Annotated in this window: 17 protein-coding genes, 2 pseudogenes and 2 riboswitches; of the genes and pseudogenes, 4 read left to right on the plus strand and 15 right to left on the minus strand. The window is 63.6% G+C overall.

Annotated elements, in window-relative coordinates; genetic code table 11:
- Positions 1-368: pseudogene (locus AB4074_RS05525) on the minus strand (glycine dehydrogenase (aminomethyl-transferring)); the annotation flags it as partial.
- A 52-nt stretch (positions 369-420) separates the two neighbouring features.
- A riboswitch (glycine riboswitch) is annotated at positions 421-528 on the minus strand.
- 1 nt (position 529) lies between these two features.
- Positions 530-627: riboswitch (glycine riboswitch) on the minus strand.
- Between the two features lie 190 nt (positions 628-817).
- A complete protein-coding gene (locus AB4074_RS05530) occupies positions 818-1366 on the minus strand; it encodes a TetR/AcrR family transcriptional regulator (protein ID WP_441412464.1) in 549 nt (182 codons plus the stop codon).
- An 82-nt stretch (positions 1367-1448) separates the two neighbouring features.
- On the opposite strand from AB4074_RS05530, the gene AB4074_RS05535 reads away from it, so the two are divergent.
- The 3 genes from AB4074_RS05535 to AB4074_RS05545 all read left to right on the plus strand — a co-directional run bounded on the left by AB4074_RS05535 (position 1449) and on the right by AB4074_RS05545 (position 4306).
- Complete coding sequence (locus tag AB4074_RS05535; protein WP_441412465.1) at positions 1449-2990, plus strand: MFS transporter; 1542 nt, start codon at positions 1449-1451, stop codon at positions 2988-2990.
- Between the two features lie 210 nt (positions 2991-3200).
- The gene (locus AB4074_RS05540; RefSeq protein WP_441412466.1) at positions 3201-3605 is read left to right on the plus strand and encodes a hypothetical protein; all 405 of its coding nucleotides are present in this window, start codon (positions 3201-3203) and stop codon (positions 3603-3605) included.
- A gap of 8 nt (positions 3606-3613) precedes the next feature.
- A complete protein-coding gene (locus AB4074_RS05545) occupies positions 3614-4306 on the plus strand; it encodes an RES family NAD+ phosphorylase (protein ID WP_441412467.1) in 693 nt (230 codons plus the stop codon).
- Positions 4307-4334: 28 nt separating this feature from the next.
- Here AB4074_RS05545 and AB4074_RS05550 read toward each other — a convergent pair whose 3' ends face one another.
- On the minus strand, positions 4335-4844 hold the full coding sequence (locus AB4074_RS05550) for a sigma-70 family RNA polymerase sigma factor (protein WP_441412468.1): 510 nt from the start codon (positions 4842-4844) through the stop codon (positions 4335-4337).
- A 127-nt stretch (positions 4845-4971) separates the two neighbouring features.
- Positions 4972-5277 (minus strand): annotated as a pseudogene (locus AB4074_RS05555) (sigma-70 family RNA polymerase sigma factor); the annotation flags it as partial.
- 97 nt (positions 5278-5374) lie between these two features.
- On the opposite strand from AB4074_RS05555, the gene AB4074_RS05560 reads away from it, so the two are divergent.
- Positions 5375-5941 (plus strand): hypothetical protein, encoded by a 567-nt coding sequence (locus AB4074_RS05560; protein ID WP_441412469.1) that lies wholly within the window; start codon positions 5375-5377, stop codon positions 5939-5941.
- 326 nt (positions 5942-6267) lie between these two features.
- On the opposite strand, the gene AB4074_RS05565 is transcribed toward AB4074_RS05560, so the two are convergent.
- The 11 genes from AB4074_RS05565 to AB4074_RS05615 all read right to left on the minus strand — a co-directional run bounded on the left by AB4074_RS05565 (position 6268) and on the right by AB4074_RS05615 (position 15200).
- Positions 6268-6516: a carbon storage regulator gene (locus AB4074_RS05565; protein WP_234751526.1), complete on the minus strand. Its 249-nt coding sequence runs from the start codon at positions 6514-6516 to the stop codon at positions 6268-6270.
- Positions 6517-6520: 4 nt separating this feature from the next.
- Complete coding sequence (locus AB4074_RS05570) at positions 6521-7561, minus strand: hypothetical protein (RefSeq protein ID WP_441412470.1); 1041 nt, start codon at positions 7559-7561, stop codon at positions 6521-6523.
- Complete coding sequence (locus tag AB4074_RS05575) at positions 7539-9587, minus strand: flagellar biosynthesis protein FlhA (RefSeq protein WP_441412471.1); 2049 nt, start codon at positions 9585-9587, stop codon at positions 7539-7541. The genes AB4074_RS05570 and AB4074_RS05575 overlap by 23 nt, the downstream gene beginning before the upstream one ends.
- 61 nt (positions 9588-9648) lie before the next feature.
- Entirely contained in the window at positions 9649-10752 is a 1104-nt protein-coding gene (locus AB4074_RS05580) for an EscU/YscU/HrcU family type III secretion system export apparatus switch protein (RefSeq protein WP_441412472.1), read from the minus strand.
- On the minus strand, positions 10752-11510 hold the full coding sequence (locus tag AB4074_RS05585) for a flagellar biosynthetic protein FliR (protein WP_441412473.1): 759 nt from the start codon (positions 11508-11510) through the stop codon (positions 10752-10754). The genes AB4074_RS05580 and AB4074_RS05585 overlap by 1 nt, the downstream gene beginning before the upstream one ends.
- Before the next feature lies 1 nt (position 11511).
- Entirely contained in the window at positions 11512-11787 is a 276-nt protein-coding gene (gene fliQ, locus AB4074_RS05590) for a flagellar biosynthesis protein FliQ (RefSeq protein WP_078106307.1), read from the minus strand.
- The gene (gene fliP / locus AB4074_RS05595; RefSeq protein ID WP_441412626.1) at positions 11787-12635 is read right to left on the minus strand and encodes a flagellar type III secretion system pore protein FliP; all 849 of its coding nucleotides are present in this window, start codon (positions 12633-12635) and stop codon (positions 11787-11789) included. The genes fliQ and fliP overlap by 1 nt, the downstream gene beginning before the upstream one ends.
- A 2-nt stretch (positions 12636-12637) precedes the next feature.
- Positions 12638-13090, minus strand: coding sequence for a flagellar biosynthetic protein FliO (gene fliO / locus AB4074_RS05600; protein ID WP_441412474.1), 453 nt, complete (start codon positions 13088-13090; stop codon positions 12638-12640).
- Positions 13091-13831 (minus strand): flagellar motor switch protein FliN, encoded by a 741-nt coding sequence (gene fliN, locus AB4074_RS05605; RefSeq protein ID WP_441412475.1) that lies wholly within the window; start codon positions 13829-13831, stop codon positions 13091-13093.
- Positions 13828-14724: a flagellar motor switch protein FliM gene (locus AB4074_RS05610; RefSeq protein WP_364539400.1), complete on the minus strand. Its 897-nt coding sequence runs from the start codon at positions 14722-14724 to the stop codon at positions 13828-13830. Before AB4074_RS05610 ends, fliN begins: the two co-directional genes overlap by 4 nt.
- 65 nt (positions 14725-14789) lie before the next feature.
- A complete protein-coding gene (locus AB4074_RS05615) occupies positions 14790-15200 on the minus strand; it encodes a VOC family protein (RefSeq protein WP_441412476.1) in 411 nt (136 codons plus the stop codon).
- Positions 15201-15202: the final 2 nt, after the last annotated feature.

The raw sequence follows: 15202 nt of genomic DNA on the forward strand, positions 1-15202 counted from the left end.
GCTTCGAGGCGGCCCTGGGAAATTTCCGGCTGGTACGGCGTGTAGGCCGTGTACCAGGCCGGGGATTCGAGGATGTTGCGCCGGATCACCGGCGGAGTGACGGTGTCGTAATAGCCCTGGCCGATCATCTGCACAGCCGTCTTGTTCTTGGCCGCCAGCTTGCGAAGCTCAGCCAGAACCTCCACCTCGCTGAGGGCATTCTGGAGCGTCAGTGCGACGTCCTGGCGGATGTCATTGGGAACCGCGGTGTCTACGAGCGAATCGACACTGTCGTAACCAACAGACTTGAGCATGATGTCAATGTCGGCCTGGCGGCGGGCGCCGATATGCCGGTCAACGAACGTAGTGGAGGTTGAACTAACCGTCACGAAGGAACTCCATTAATAAGGCGGCGCAGGGTACGCCACAGCTAATCGGGTTCCTCCCCACTCTGTATTGGACCTGAGAGTTTCCGCGAAACCGTGCTCGTGGCACTGTTCCGCTTGCACCGTCGGTGAGCACGCGTCAGCGTGCTGCTTTCCAGAGTTGCCTTGCCGCGGCGGTGCGTGGGCCTGAGAGATTCCTGGGGAGGATTTGCTCCTACGGCGCCTGCATCACATGCCTGCAGGACTCTCCCGCCGCAGATCAAAGGCGTATTCAGTTATGTGAATCAGATCGTGGTTGCCGGTGACGGCTGCCACAACTCTCAATTGTCCTATGGACTGCCCGCGTCTGCAAATGTGGTCACCGACCCCGCCCGGCTTTCCCAACTAGCTCGCACTAAATGTCGTTTTGGAGCGTCTAAACGACAACAAGTGCGAGCTAGTTGGGCCCCCACTCAGTTACGGAGGCGTTCGACGGCGGCCAGCAGCGCACCGACGTCGGCGCTCCTCGCGCTGGCCTTGACTTCCGTATCACCGGCGCCGCCTTCAAGCATTGCGTTGAAGTAAAGTCCATCGCCCATGTACCGGACCGCTTTGGCCATCTCGGGCCCCACTTCTTCGGCGAGCACATCGAGCCATTGTTGCTGGATCCCGGCGAAACGCCTGCGGGTTTCTTCATGGGCTACTTCCGCGAGCCGCGTGGCTGCCACGAACACCCTGTCCAAAGGGGTATCCGCCCACAGTGAAGACTTGATGAAGAATGCGGCCGCACCTTCGGGCGCTGCCTTCATTGCTTCGATGTCCAACGCGGCCAGCCCGTCCATGCGTTCGAGCAAGGAGCTGATCATGGCTTCCTTGTTGGGGAAATGGTAGAGCAGGCCGCCCTTGGAGACGCCTGCGCGCTTGGCGACGGCATCCAGGGTGGCAGCCCGCTCCCCCACCTCGATCAACAGGGCTTCAAAGGCATCCAGGACAGCGTCCCGGGCAATAGGTTTTCGCGGCATGGTGTCCATCATCCCTTAGTTCGATGCGGCAGTTCGATGAGTCAGATTGAAACTATACCGTCCAGACGGTACAGTTATTTTCATGTTCAGCCCGTCCACAACCCAGCACCCTCGCACCCCTTCGATCCAATCCGCCCCGTGGCGCGATTGGGCTGCCCTGGCACTCCTGATGTTCCCCGTGCTGCTGGTGGCTGTGGACAATACGGCGCTGACATTTGCCCTGCCGCAAATCGCCCGTTCGCTGGAAGTCGGGGGCGTGCAGCTTCTGTGGGTCGTCGATGCGTACCCGCTGGTTCTCGCAGCCCTGTTGGTGTCCATGGGAAACCTGGGAGACCGGATCGGCCGCCGCCGCTTGCTGTTGATCGGCAGCACGGGCTTCGCCGCCGTTTCCGCGGCCACCGCCTTCGCGCCGTCGGCGGAATGGCTCATCGCCGGACGTGCCAGCATGGGCGTCTTCGGAGCCATGCTCATGCCGTCCACGTTGTCCTTGATCCGCAACATCTTCCCGGACCCGAACCGCCGCCGGCTCGCCGTGGCAGTGTGGGCCGCAGGATTCTCCGGCGGCGCCGCCCTCGGGCCGATCTTCGGCGGCTGGCTCGTGGAGCACTTCTGGTGGGGTGCCGTGTTCCTGGTTGCGGTGCCATTGTTGCTGCCCCTGCTCGCCTTTGGCCCCTCCCTCATTCCCGAGTCCAAGGATCACAACCCTGGCAAGCCGGACGTTCCCAGCGTCGTGCTGTCCATCCTGACCATGGCCCCCGTGGTTTATGGCATCAAAGAGGCCGCCGTGCACGGTTTTGGCCCTGGACCCGCGGCCTTCATGGCTTTCGGCCTGGCCATGGGAATCGTCTTCGTCCGGAGGCAGGGCTCTTTGGCATCGCCCATGTTGGACGTACGGCTTTTCCGGAACAAGGTCTTCAGCACGGCCATCACGGCCAACGTCTTGTCCCTGTTCTCAATGACCGGCTTCATTTACTTCTTCGCGCAGCACTTGCAGCTCGTGGAAGGCCAATCCCCCATGCAGGCGGGGATCTCGATGGTTCCGGCATTGCTGGCCACCATCGTGGCGGGCCTGGTGGTGGTTCCGCTGGTCAACCGGATCCGCCCGGGCCTGGTGGTGGCATCGGGCTTGGCGCTGAGCGCAGTGGGATACCTCGTGGCCGCCCTGGGCAACCACAGCCAGGGTCCGGGGTACCTTTTGACAGCACTCCTACTGCTGGCCATAGGGGTTGGCTCGGCGGAGACCATCTCCAACGACCTGATCCTCGGCGCGGTTCCTGCCGACAAGGCGGGCGCTGCATCGGCGATCTCCGAAACGGGTTACGAGCTCGGTTCATTGCTGGGCACAGCCGTCCTTGGCTCCATCCTGACAGCGTCCTACCAACACCACTTGCTGCTTCCAGGCGAATTGTCCGGCCATGCAGCCGAACGCTCGCGGGAGACGCTCGCCGGAGCCGTGGACACCGCGGCCGCACTGCCCCAGCCATTGGGTGACGCCCTGGCCACCGCCGCGCGTGCCGCCTTTGAATCGGGCGTCCACATCACGGCAGCGATCGGGCTGATACTGATGGCCGGAGCGGCAGTCCTTGCCGCCGTCGTGCTCCGCCGCGTGCCGACCGCAAAGTAGGCCAAGGCGCCCTTCAACGAAGGCTTGGAGGGCATCGACGAGTTGTCGGTGCCCTCTTTTGCGTCCTTCCACATTTGTCTTCGTCGGCGAAGTGGGATCTGCAAGGCAGCGGATCGAGCCTGCGATTTGCAGTGTGATTTGTTTGTGATATCACTGGAAAAGACATGTGATCCCCTTGTTTTTATTTCGCTTCAGCGCGATTATGGTGGAATGAGCAATCCAGCAGGGCCGCGCATTGGCCTGCGCGCCCACTTCGACGCCATGAACATGGAGGTGCCTGAACTGATTCAGGCACTCAGGGACATTCTCGGGGCCCGACTTGTTGCTTACCTTGGATCAGTCAAGGAAACGCGTGCAGTCCGGCAATGGGCTGACCCAGAAGATCCACGCAAGCCCTCGGCTGCCGTAGAGCAGAGGCTCCGCGATGCCTATCAGATCGCCGGTACGCTTCGCGAGGTAGACTCCGCCACAGTCATCCAGGCCTGGTTCCAAGGGATGAACCCCTACCTGGAGGATCATTCCCCTGCCATGGTGCTGCGGGAGGGGCCTCCTGAAGAATCCAGGATCAGGGTGTTAGCCGCCGCGAGGGCGTTTTCATCCCCATCAGCAGCATGATTGGAGGCTTGCTGGAGGGAGAATTCATCGAACGCAGGGTTTGGCGCGTCGGTTTCCGTCCAGAGCCCTGGGCATGGTCCGACTGGAGCTGGGCCGAACATGGACGGTTCCAGGGTAGATGGGACGACCCGGACGGAGAATTCCGAACGATGTATGCCGGCGCTACTCTCCAAGCATGTCTCGCCGAAATCCTGGCAGGTCTTCGCCCCTCGATAGAGACGTCCGCAGAACTGGCCGAAATCCAAGAAGATCCGCTCGATGCCGCAATGTATCCCACCTGCCCTGCCGAGACTGTCAGTTACAGCTGGCTGGAGCCCCGGATCGCCTCCAGGGCCACGTTGTCCGGCCACTTCTGCGTCATCACGTCAATGGCGTCTATTGCCGCACTGCGTCCTGTTTTCAAGCAAATGGCAGCCGGGCAAGGATTTGACGACTTCGACGCAGCCACGCTGAAGGACCAGAAGGCGCGCCCCATCACCCAGGCGGTCTCAAAGTTCGTTTGGGGTCTAGGCGATTTCAACGGCATAAGTTTCAATTCTCGTCTGGGCGATGACAACACTCTTTGGGCCATCTACGAACGACCGGACGAGCCAAACCACGTCAGCCCTCAACTGAGTCACCTTGAGACCCATTCACTCACGCCAGAGGATCCGGCAATTGTTGAGATCTTTGCACTATTCAACCTGCGGTGTGGCGAGTAATTGAGGCTCCGCACAGGAGTCGTTGAGTCTAGACAGCCCGGTTCAAGGCAGCATCAGGCGAACTGAAACTACGGGTAATTCCGCCCAAGGTAGCGGTGGCAAGCGTCGAGAGGTAGTCGTGCCGGCGTCGGGCAGTAATGCGCGATTGGGGCTCGAAGGATTGCCCGGGATCGTCGGCGTAATGCGCGGACAGCCCATCGCGCATGAGGCGGATGCCCTCGGCGCGCTGTTGGGAGACCGCAGCGTGCGTGGAACCGAGTTCCTCGGCTAGCTCCTTGACAGTCCGCCCGCCGAAGTAGATCTCCTCGACGATGTAACGCATCTTTTCCGGGAGGGCCTCGACGGCGGCGCGAAGGTACTTGAGACGCTCATCGGCCAGGACCGAGTGCTCCGGGGAGATGGTGTCCGCGGCGACAGTGTCCACGACGACGTCGTCCAGCGGCGACAGCGTCCGTGCGGCATCGGCCAGGGCGGCTTCCACCACGCTGCGTTCGACACCCAGGGCTGATGCGGTTTCGGCCACCGAAGGCGTGGCCAAGGACGCCGGACAGCGTCTCCTGGACCGACATGGTTTCCTTGATGCGTTTGCGCGCAGATCGCGTGGCCCAGTCGCTGGCCCGCATCTCGTCCGCAAAGGCTCCGACGATCCGGCGGCGCGCAAATGCGCCGAAGGGGACTCCGAGGTTCGGATCGAAGGAATCGGCGGACGTTATCAACGCCACGGACCCTACCGATGCGAAATCGTCGCGCGACAAATGAGAAGCTCTCGCGCAGAGCTCCGACACCAAATAGCCAACGAGTGGCAAGTGCTGCAGCACCAACTCGTTGCGTTCTTCGCGATTCAAATTAGTCCCCCCATGAGACCTGTTTATTGAGTTGCCAAGCCTGATTCCAAGGGCTTCATGGGCGAGCTGCTGAGACGATGCAACGTGCCGAAGATTACATGGAACAGACATGTATTCAGTGAACATATCATCTGAAAAATAACAATGCGTGTACGCTCATGAAAAAGATACAAAAGAGGCCTCGGAATCATGTTCCGCTGGCCAAACCGGGGAATGGGGAACCGTGGGGGCGGATGAGCTTTCGGCGACGCTGTGGCGTGAGCGGAGACAGCTGGAACTGCTGTTGTACCGGCTCGAAACCCAGTTGCTGCACGTTCGGGCAGGCAACTGGCATTGGTTGAAATTCACTGCCGCTGACGTGGAAAAGGTCCTGGAAAACCTTCGGTTCGACACCCTTGCCCGGAACATCGAGTCGTCGGCCGTGGCTATTGAATGGCGCTTGTCGGCCAATGCCACGCTGCCGCTGATCGCTTCAGTGGCCCCGCCCGTAATCTGGCCGGAACTGCTTCAGGAACACCACCGTGAGCTGGTCTCGGTGCTCAAGCAAGTGGAAACAACCGCGGCCGCCAACGTCGAGGCTCTCCAGATGGGGCTGCAAGGGGCTGGGAACCCGCCGCTTGGCTCCGCTCAGCCCGGCGACGCGGCCCCGGCGGCGCCGGGAGCGGTCGCATGTGCTGACACCGTGGATGACGTGATGCTGCTTGCGGAAAACGCCAATATCGAACGGGCCCTGGCCGTGACGAGGGATTGCTCACTGCCGCTCCTCAAGGAGTTCCTGGGCTTGGACTAGGGACGGCTACCGGTGGACGACAGTGTGCAAGAGAATAAAGCTTGGCTGTCCCGAGTTCGGGTTTGCATCGAAGGCGTAAACCTCCGAAAAGTTGCACGATTGCCTGTCCAATTTTGCCCACTCAAGGACTTCCAAGAGGCTGCCAGACGCAATATCGAAGGCCTGCGACTTGTCCCAAGCACCACTGTTGGGGTCGAGCCAGACGTCTATCACTCGAAAAGACGGATCGACACAGATCAAGTTCATGTCCCGCTCGTCAATCGTCCGAATCTTCATCGCAATCAGTCAGATCGCATTCTTGTAGACAACTTGGGTGACTTACGCGCCTAATCCGCCTTCGACTTCCGGACAGGCGGACGCAGCCCGGCAACGAGTTCCTCGGCTTCGGGGCCGGCCTGGGCAGCAGCAAGGTTGGCAGCGGCGATCGCCTCAACCACTTCGCGACGCTGGATGGACACCCCGCGGGGGGCCTCGATCCCGATCCGCACGCCGTCGCCGCGGCCTTCCATGACGGTGATGACAATGTCCTCACCAATCATGATCTGTTCGCCCGGCTTGCGTGTCAGTACCAGCATGCTCTCAATCTACCTTTCCGAGCACTGCAACGCGGGCGGGCTTGCCGTCCACCCACCCGATAGGAAGACCGAGCCCGTTGACCGTCTCGGGGCTTGCGGTCTCTGACGCGCCGAAAACAGCAAGGGCGTCGACACGGACACGCTCGGCGGTCAGTGCGGTGGAGAGCGCCCGCACCCAGGCTGCCGTGTCTTCCGCTTTCCGTCCGGCGTCGGCAACCAGCCACAACTGGTCTGCGGCGAGCGCTGCGATGTCCGCCGCATGCGTCACGGCTTCCCCCGGCATGCCGAGTCCGTACGCCACCAGCACGGTGTGGCCGGTGAGCACCGCTTGGGCGCGCGCCGCCGTCGCGCCCTGGCGCCCCGCCACGTGAAGGTGCCCGAAAGCGGTCAACGCTCCGGCCGTCCGGACGTCGGAACCGCCCTCGGCGATGGACATTTCCAGCGCTGGTCCCAAGGCATCGTCGCCGAGGCCAAGCAAGACGATCAGGTTGCCGCTGCCGGCAAGTGGCATTGGCACGGACACCGGAACGGCGTGCCCGACGGTGGCGGCCGGCAACGCGGTCAGCACCCCTTGCGTTTGCGGTCCGGCGACCGGCGCCTGGAACTCGCCGAATGGATCCAACTTGCCTAGCTGCTCCAATATCCCGGCAAAATCCGGGGAGGCGGTTGATACCCCTGCCGAGGGCCGGTGCAAGTCCATCTCGGCAGCGTCGGCTTGCTCCAGGAGCGCGGCGATAGCGGGCCCCTGCAACGCATGCGCCGCCCCGGCAAGGTGTGCCTCCCCGCCAACGTGGGCATCCCAACTAGCTCGCACTTGTTGTCGTTCTGAGCCGTCAAAACGACAACTATTGCTAGCTAGTTGGGTGGAACCGTCTGCCGGAACCTCGATAGTCGCCTCGTAGCGATTGGCTGCGAAGAGCCCGGCGATCCCCGGATTGGTGACTTTCTCGGCGGAGACGATCCGCGCCCCGGACCCGTACTGCTGCTCGGCTTTCACCCGGATGGCGTCCAGGGATGTGCCCTTAAGCTTGTATTGCTTCGGCATGGCGGATCACCCCCACGGTTTCGATCTGGATGTTTGCGGACGTCACTTCGCGGTAGGACAACACGGGAACACCGCCGTCGGGAGCCGCCACGAGCCGTCGGACCGCGGGCCGCAACGCCGGGGCACACACCAGAACGGCTTGCCGTCCGGCATTTGCTGCGGCCTCCACCGAAGCCTGCACGGAGGCCAGGACGGTGTCCAAACGCGCTTGGCTCATGACGATCTGGGTACCCCCTTCGGCCGGGCGCATGTCTTCGAGCATGGACTGTTCCAGGAGGGGATCGATCATGATCACATTGAGCACCGAGCCGTCCAGGAACTTGGCTGCGAGCGCGGGCCCCAGGGATTGCCGGGCGGTTTCGACCAAAGCCTCGGGCTCCGTGGAAACCTTGGCACGCAGGGCAAGGGCCTCGTAAATACGCGGAAGATCGTTGATGGGGACCTGTTCTTCGAGGAGGCCCTGCAGCACCCGCTGCACCTCGGCCAGTGACATGAGCCCGGGAATGAGTTCCTCGACCGCGGCGGGGCTCTGCTTGCGCACGCCTTCCGTCAGCACCCTGACGTCCTCGCGGGTGAGTAGCCTTGAGGCGTTGGCCGAGACGATCGACGACAAGTGGGTCACCAGCACGGAAACCCGGTCGATCACGGTTGCCCCGGTCATTTCGGCGCTGTGGCGCATCTCTGTGGGTATCCACTTTCCGACAAGCCCGAAGACCGGTTCCACCGTGGAGGTACCGGGCAGGGCGTCAAGATAATCGCCGAGGGCCAGTAACTTGCCCGACGGCGCCGTGCCGCGTCCGGCTTCCACCCCGGCAATGCGGATGGCATAGGTGGCCGGTGGCAGCTCGACGTTGTCGCGCGTGCGGACGGGCGGAATCACGATCCCCAACTCCATGGCGATCTTGTGGCGCAAAGAGCGGACGCGGGCCAGGAGGTCGTCCGAGGCGCCGGAGACCATGTCAACAAGGTCCGGAGCCAACAAGATCTCGAGGGGGTGGACGCGCATGTCCTGCATGAGCCGCTCGTTGGGGTCTTCTTCGGAGCTCGGGGTGGCTGCTTCCTGGGCGTCCTCCGCTTCACTCTGCTTCTTCTGCTGCGCAGCCAGGCGCCTCGAGCCGAACAGCAGGGCAGCGCCCACCAGCAGGAAGGGCACGATGGGCATGCCGGGGATAAGGGCCATGGCCACTGCGGCGAGTCCTGCGATGAGCAAGGCGTTGGGCGACTGCATGAGCTGCGAGGAGGCCGTGCGGCCCATGTCTTCTTCGGCATTGGACCGGGTGACGATCATGCCCGTGGACACGGCCATGAGGAGGGCCGGGATCTGGGTGACGAGCCCGTCGCCCATGGTCAGCAGGCCGTAGGAGTTCAGCGCGTCGCCCACGTTCATGCCGCGCTGCAGGACGCCGATGGCAATGCCGCCAACGAAGTTGATGATGATAATGATGATGCCCGCGATGGCATCGCCCTTGACGAACTTCGACGCACCGTCCATGGCGCCATAGAAGTCGGCCTCGGCGGACACCTCGGCGCGGCGCTTGCGGGCCTGGGCGTCCGTGATGAGGCCGGCGTTGAGGTCGGCGTCGATGGCCATCTGTTTGCCGGGCATGGCGTCGAGTGTGAACCGTGCCCCCACCTCGGCCACGCGTTCGGCGCCCTTGGTGACCACCACGAACTGGATGACCACCAGGATCAGGAACACCACGGCGCCGATGATCATGGAGCCGCCCACGGTGACCTTGCCGAAGGCATCGATCACTTGGCCGGCGAATCCTTGTCCCAGCACGAGCCGGGTGGACGCGACGTTGAGCCCCAGTCGGAACAGCGTGGCCACGAGCAGCAAGGACGGGAAGACGGAGAAGTCCAGGGGCTTCTTGACGAACATGCTGGTGAGCAGGATCAACAGGGCCAGCAGGATATTGCAGACGATCAGGAAGTCCAGCAGCGGTGCCGGAACGGGAACCACCAGCAGCAGCACGATGCCCACGATTCCCACCGGAACGGTGAGCCTGGCGAATCTGTTGTTCATTGCTGTGTCCTGTCCGGGGTGGTCTGGTTGCTGAGTGCGGTTCGGGGGCTGCGGTGCCGGCTCATGCGGGCGCTCCGGCCATGGTTCCCGCCACGCCCGGCAAGCGGTGCATTCCGCGCGCCGCTCCCCTGGCCTTGAGCGACATGACGAACGCCAGGACTCCCGCCACGGCGCGGTACAGCTCCACGGGGATTTCCTGGCCCAGCTCGCAGGCCGAGTGCAGTGCCCTCGCCAGCGGGATGTCCTGGACCATCGGGATCGATTTCACTTCCGCCTCCTCCCTGATGCGGGCAGCTATCACCCCCGCTCCCTTGGCCACCACGCGCGGTGCCGCTTTCCCGGCGTCGTACTTCAGCGCTACGGCGACGTGAGTCGGGTTGACGATCACGACGTCGGCGTCCGCGATCGCGCCGATCATGCGGTTCCGGCTCATGCTCAATTGGCGCGAGCGCCGCTGCGACCTGATGAGGGGATCGCCGTCGCTATTCTTGTTTTCGTCCTTGATTTCCTTCTTGGACATGCGCGTCTTCTTGCGGTTGCGGCGCATGACCACGAAGATGTCCGCGGCGGCCAGGACCAGGCCCGCCAGCACGGCGAACTGGATCAACGAACCGATGCCCCCGGCCGCTGCCGAAAGGATGCCGGACACCGGCAGTCCCCCTGCGGTGAGCAGCACCGGGATGAGCCCCTGCACCACCGCGTAGAGGACAAGCCCGACGACGGCGGTCTTCAGGAGCGCTTTCAGGCCGCCCCAGAGTGCCTGGCCGCCGAAGATCCGCTTGAGGCCGCTGACTAGGTTGAAGTGTTCGAACTCAGCGCGGAACTTTTTGAAGTGGATGCCGCCCTGCAACGCGGATCCGGCCAGCACTACCACCATGACCACCACGAACAAGGGCCCCAGCACCTGGGCCAAGGAACCGAACCCGGCTTCGAGCGCTGCCACGGCCTTGGCAGGCTCGGGGTTCGCGATGACTCCGCGGACGGTGAACAGTTGGTCGGCCGCAGCATTGGAGGCACGCTCGATGGTGGACGGGATCATCGCTGCCGCGGACCCGACAGCGAGCCAGGCGGTGAGGTCCTGCGAGCGGGAAAGCTGCCCCTTGGACCGGACTTCCCGCATCCGTTTGTCAGTGGCTTGCTCGGTCTTCTCCTGTGAATCCGACATCAGCCCACCCCCATCAGCGTGTTCGCCGCTTGCTCGGCGAGCATGGCAACGAGCCGCGGCAGTGCGAGGAACAGGAACCCTGCGAGCCCCAGGGTGATGAAGACCTTGAGCGGGAACCCCAGGGCGAAGGCGTTAAGTGCGGGCGCCACACGGGTGAGGAGCCCCAAGCCGATGTCGGCGAGTACCAACACCACCAGGAGCGGCCCGGCGATTTGCACCGCGGAGAGGAACATTCCGGTGACAGCCGAAATCATCGCGTGTACCGGCTGTGCCATGTCCAGTCCCCCGGCCAGCGGCAAGGCCGTGAAACTCCCGGTCAGGCCGCCGATCACGAGCTGGTAGCCGTCCGAAGCGAAAAGCAGGGCGAGGGCGGCCATCTGCATCAGCCGGGTGAATTGGGCGCCGCTGATCATCATCTGGGGATCGAAGCCCTGGGCCATCTGGAAGCCGCTGAAGAGGTCAATCAGGCTGCCGGCCGATTGGATGGCCGCGAAGACGAGCATGACGAGGAAGCCAAGGACCAGGCCGCTCACGAGCTCAATGACCACCGCAGTGATGAAGCCTGCGGTGTCCTTGGACGTGTAGCCAACGGAGAGACGCTGGGAAACGGCCAGCCCCAAACCGATGCCGAGCATGCCTTTGATGCGCAGCGGGATTGCCCGGTGTGAGAAGGGCGGGGCCACCACCAGGAACGCCGTCATGCGGACGGAGGCCAACAACATGACCTCAAGCCAGGACTGGTTGAAGGGGAGCTCCACTTCACGCTCCGCCGATCAGCCCGGGTATCCGGGCAAAGAGCTCGTTGGTGAAGGAGACGGCTTCGGTGATCATCCAGTGTCCGCACACCACCAAGGCCACGGCCACGGCGACTGCCTTGGGCACGAAGGAGAGGGTGGCTTCCTGAAGCTGGGTGATGGACTGCAGGAGCGAAATGGCGAGGCCCACCACCAGCGCGGTCACCAAGGCGGGCGCAGCCAGCTTGGCCGCGAGGATCAGGGCCTGGAGGCAAATGTCCAGGACTGCGTTGGTATCCATCAGCCGCCCGAATAGCTCTGGATCAGGGCGGTGATCACGAGTCCCCAGCCGTCCACCAGGATAAACAGCAGGATCTTGAAGGGCAGCGAGATCATCACCGGCGGAAGCATCATCATGCCCATTGACATCAGCGCGGCCGAGACCACCAGATCGATCACGAGGAACGGTATGAAAATGACGAAACCGATAATGAACGCTGCCCGGAGCTCGGAGATCATGAACGCCGGGATAAGGGTCTGCAACGGGACCGATTGCGGGTTGGCCGGGTTTTCCAGCTTGGCCGCCCGGGTCATGAGGGCAATATCTTCTTGCCGGGTGTGGGCCACCATGAAGTGCTGGAGTGGTCCGGATCCGGCCGAAACGGCTCCGTTGAAGTCCAGCGTCCCGTTCAGGTAGGGCTGGATGCCAACGTTGTTGATCTCGGAAATCACAGGCCACATCACGAAGAGGGACAGGAAGAGCGCCAGCCCGGCCAGCACCTGGTTGGGCGGGATGGACGGGAGGGACAAGGCGTTGCGGGTCATGGCCAGCACCACGAATATCTTGGTGAACGAGGTCATCATGAGCAGGAGGGCAGGAGCCACGGAGAGCAGGGTGATCCCGATCAGGGTTACCACTGCGGTGGACGGCTTTCCGTCCAACCCGTTGATATTGATGCTGACATTGCCGCTTGACGGCTGGGCCGGTGCCGTGGGGACCGCGGGTGCGGTTGGCGGCGTCGGGCTGATCGGTGCCGCATGTCCGGTGGACATGCCCAGCCACAGGAACAGGGCCGTCAGCAACAGGGTGCAAAGCACAGCCAGCAATATCCTGCCGGCGCGGCGGCCATCGGCAGGCCCAAGGGTCAGAATCAATTCCGGCGTCCCCTGATGGCCTCGGCGGCCTGCCGCCAGGTGGAACCGGCAAGGATGGAGCCGTGCATTGGCTGTGGTTTGTCCGGTTCGCTGCGGCGGTGGATCTCGCTGCGGCGCGTGAGTCCACTGCCACCGGCGTCGCGGAAGATGTCGGCGAAACTCTCGGGCGCAGGAGCGGTCTCCGGAACCTCCACGGGGACGTCGCTGCTGTGCAGGACGTTGATGGCGTGCTCGGTGACACCCAAAAGGAAGCGCTTGTCGCCAGCGTCGACCACCACTACGGAGGCCTTTTGTCCGACACTCTGCCGGCTGACCACCGTCAGCGTGGTGTTGGCCCGGCGTCGGCCCTTGGCCTTTCCTTTGAGAAGGCGGCGCTGCAGGACCCAAATGAGCCCCAGCACCGCACCCAAGGCCACGAGCACGCGCAGCCCGAGGATGAGCGAATCCATCTAGTAGATACCCTCGGCGACGTCCAGGATGCGGGTAATGCGCACTGCATAGTCCTGGTCCACGACGACCACTTCACCGTGGGCAATCAGCCGTCCGTTGAGGAGGACATCCGCCGGTGCTCCGGCCGAGCGGTCCAGTTCGATCACTTTGCCCGGTTCCAGGGCAAGGGCATCGCGCACGGACATGCGAGTGCGGCCGATTTCCACGGTGAGGGCCATTTCGACGTTGCTGATCAGTCCGAGGCGGGCCGAAACCGCACCGGACTGGGCGTTCCGTGCGGCAGCGGCGTCCTGCACGGTCCCGTGTTCGCGGACCCGGACGGCGAACCAGCCGAACGCCTGGCCGCCGCCGGACGAGGGAGACTGGCGCAGTTCAAAAACTGCGGTTTCGGAGTCGGACAGCAGCCCGGCGGCGTCTTCTTCGCGCAACTCCCCCAGCACGCCGGCGTCGAACGCGTCAGCTGCGTGTTCCATCGCCGGGCGCAGGACGTCAATGGCCGACACAACCGCGGAGTGTCCTTGCTGGGTCCCGCCGGCAGCGGCCAGGAAGGAACGGTCCGTGAGGATGAGTGCGAAGTCCGCGGTCACGGCGCCGACGAAAGTGGCCGTGATCGCGAGGGGTGCATATGGCGCAGCGGCTTGGGACGGGACAATGCCGGAGACGTGCAGCGTGGCAGGGGTCGGCAGCTGCATCGCCAAACGCTCGGCCGCGGACTCGTGCAGGGTCAGGGTGATGCTCATCGCTGGTTCTCCTCGATTGTGACGATGACGGCGGCTGCACGGGAGCCGTTGCGGGCCGGCGCTGCGGTGGCCAGGCGGGTGCCGTTGATGGCGACGTCGAACGGCCGATTCTCCAGGTGCGGCAGCGCAATGACGTCCCCGACGGCGAGGCCCAGGATCTGCGCGGGCGTCACCGGAGTGGGGCTCAACTGGATGGCGACGTCCACCGGCACCTGGGTGACCTGGGCCCGGACCAGTGCCTCGGTGTCGCGGCTGTGGACAGTGGGATTCACGTCGCCGAGCCCGGAAAGGAGGATGTCGGCGGGAATGGCGAGACTCGCTGCGGCAAGGCTTTCGCCCACCTTCACGGTGAATGAGGCCACGATCATGAGCTCCGCCGGAGCAGCGGCTTGGGCGAACTGGGAGTTGTATTGGATGACGTCCATGCGCACCGGGGTGGTCAGGAGGGCGCCAAGCGAATAGCTCAGGTCCTCCAGTCCGTCTTCCACCATGCGGCTGATGAGGGCCTGCTCGATCTGGGTGAACTTCCGATCCGGGACCGCCGTCTCACTGGCCCCACCCAACATGCGGGTGACCCAGGACAATGCCGCCGTGGCAGGAAACTGCATGACCAGCCGCGACTCGCTGCCCTCAATGCGGCACAGGACCATCGAGGTGACCGAAGGCAGGGATGCGGCGTATTCGTCGTAGCTCTGCATGATGAGCTGTTCAAGGGTCGCGGTGGACTTCACGCGCACCTTGGCCGTGAGCTGTGTTCCCCACTGGCGGGCGAATGTCTCGAAGGCGACTTCCAGGACGCGGCTGTGCTGGCGCGGCAAGGTGGTGGGCCTGCGGAAGTCATAGACGTCCACGGTGCGCTGCCGTCCCGCCGATTGATCTTCCTGTTCACTCACGGTTGCCACTATCGGCAAGGAAAGTGCGGGCGTAAGGGACTAGTTTTGGGCGGGCTCAGGCTGGCTTAGGCGGCCGGCGCCTGGTTGATCCTCACCATGTTGCCCGAAGGATCGCGGAAGGCGCAGTCGCGGGGACCCCACGGCTGGTCGATCGGCTCCTGCATGACCTCCGCGCCGGAAGCCCTGACCTTCTCGAAGAGCGTGTCGACGTCGTCGGAGCGGAAGACGATCGGCCCCAGGACACCCTTGGTGAGCAGTTCCTGGAGGGAATCGCCGTCGGCCTTGGACCGGCCCGCGTGCGGTTCGGAAAGCACGATTTCAACACCCGGCTGGTCCGCGCTGCCGAGCGTCACCCAACGGAATCCGCCCTGCGCGACGTCGTTGAGCACCTCGAGGCCGAGGGCATCCCGGTAGAAGGTGAGTGCTTCGTCGGGATCGTTGACAGTGATATGTGAGTACTGCAGTGAAATAGTCATGG

Origin of the sequence: Arthrobacter sp. 2MCAF14 (assembly GCF_052115645.1) — a bacterium.
Classification (GTDB): Bacteria; Actinomycetota; Actinomycetes; order Actinomycetales; family Micrococcaceae; genus Arthrobacter.

Coding starts and splice junctions, on each gene's coding strand:
- AB4074_RS05530 (WP_441412464.1), bottom strand. CDS start 1,366: ATGCCGCGAAAACCTATTGCCCGGGACGCTGTCCTGGATGCCTTTGAA.
- AB4074_RS05535 (WP_441412465.1), top strand. CDS start 1,449: ATGTTCAGCCCGTCCACAACCCAGCACCCTCGCACCCCTTCGATCCAA.
- AB4074_RS05540 (WP_441412466.1), top strand. CDS start 3,201: ATGAGCAATCCAGCAGGGCCGCGCATTGGCCTGCGCGCCCACTTCGAC.
- AB4074_RS05565 (WP_234751526.1), bottom strand. CDS start 6,516: ATGCTGGTACTGACACGCAAGCCGGGCGAACAGATCATGATTGGTGAG.
- AB4074_RS05570 (WP_441412470.1), bottom strand. CDS start 7,561: ATGCCGAAGCAATACAAGCTTAAGGGCACATCCCTGGACGCCATCCGG.
- AB4074_RS05575 (WP_441412471.1), bottom strand. CDS start 9,587: ATGAACAACAGATTCGCCAGGCTCACCGTTCCGGTGGGAATCGTGGGC.
- AB4074_RS05580 (WP_441412472.1), bottom strand. CDS start 10,752: ATGTCGGATTCACAGGAGAAGACCGAGCAAGCCACTGACAAACGGATG.
- fliQ (WP_078106307.1), bottom strand. CDS start 11,787: ATGGATACCAACGCAGTCCTGGACATTTGCCTCCAGGCCCTGATCCTC.
- fliO (WP_441412474.1), bottom strand. CDS start 13,090: ATGGATTCGCTCATCCTCGGGCTGCGCGTGCTCGTGGCCTTGGGTGCG.
- fliN (WP_441412475.1), bottom strand. CDS start 13,831: ATGAGCATCACCCTGACCCTGCACGAGTCCGCGGCCGAGCGTTTGGCG.
- AB4074_RS05615 (WP_441412476.1), bottom strand. CDS start 15,200: ATGACTATTTCACTGCAGTACTCACATATCACTGTCAACGATCCCGAC.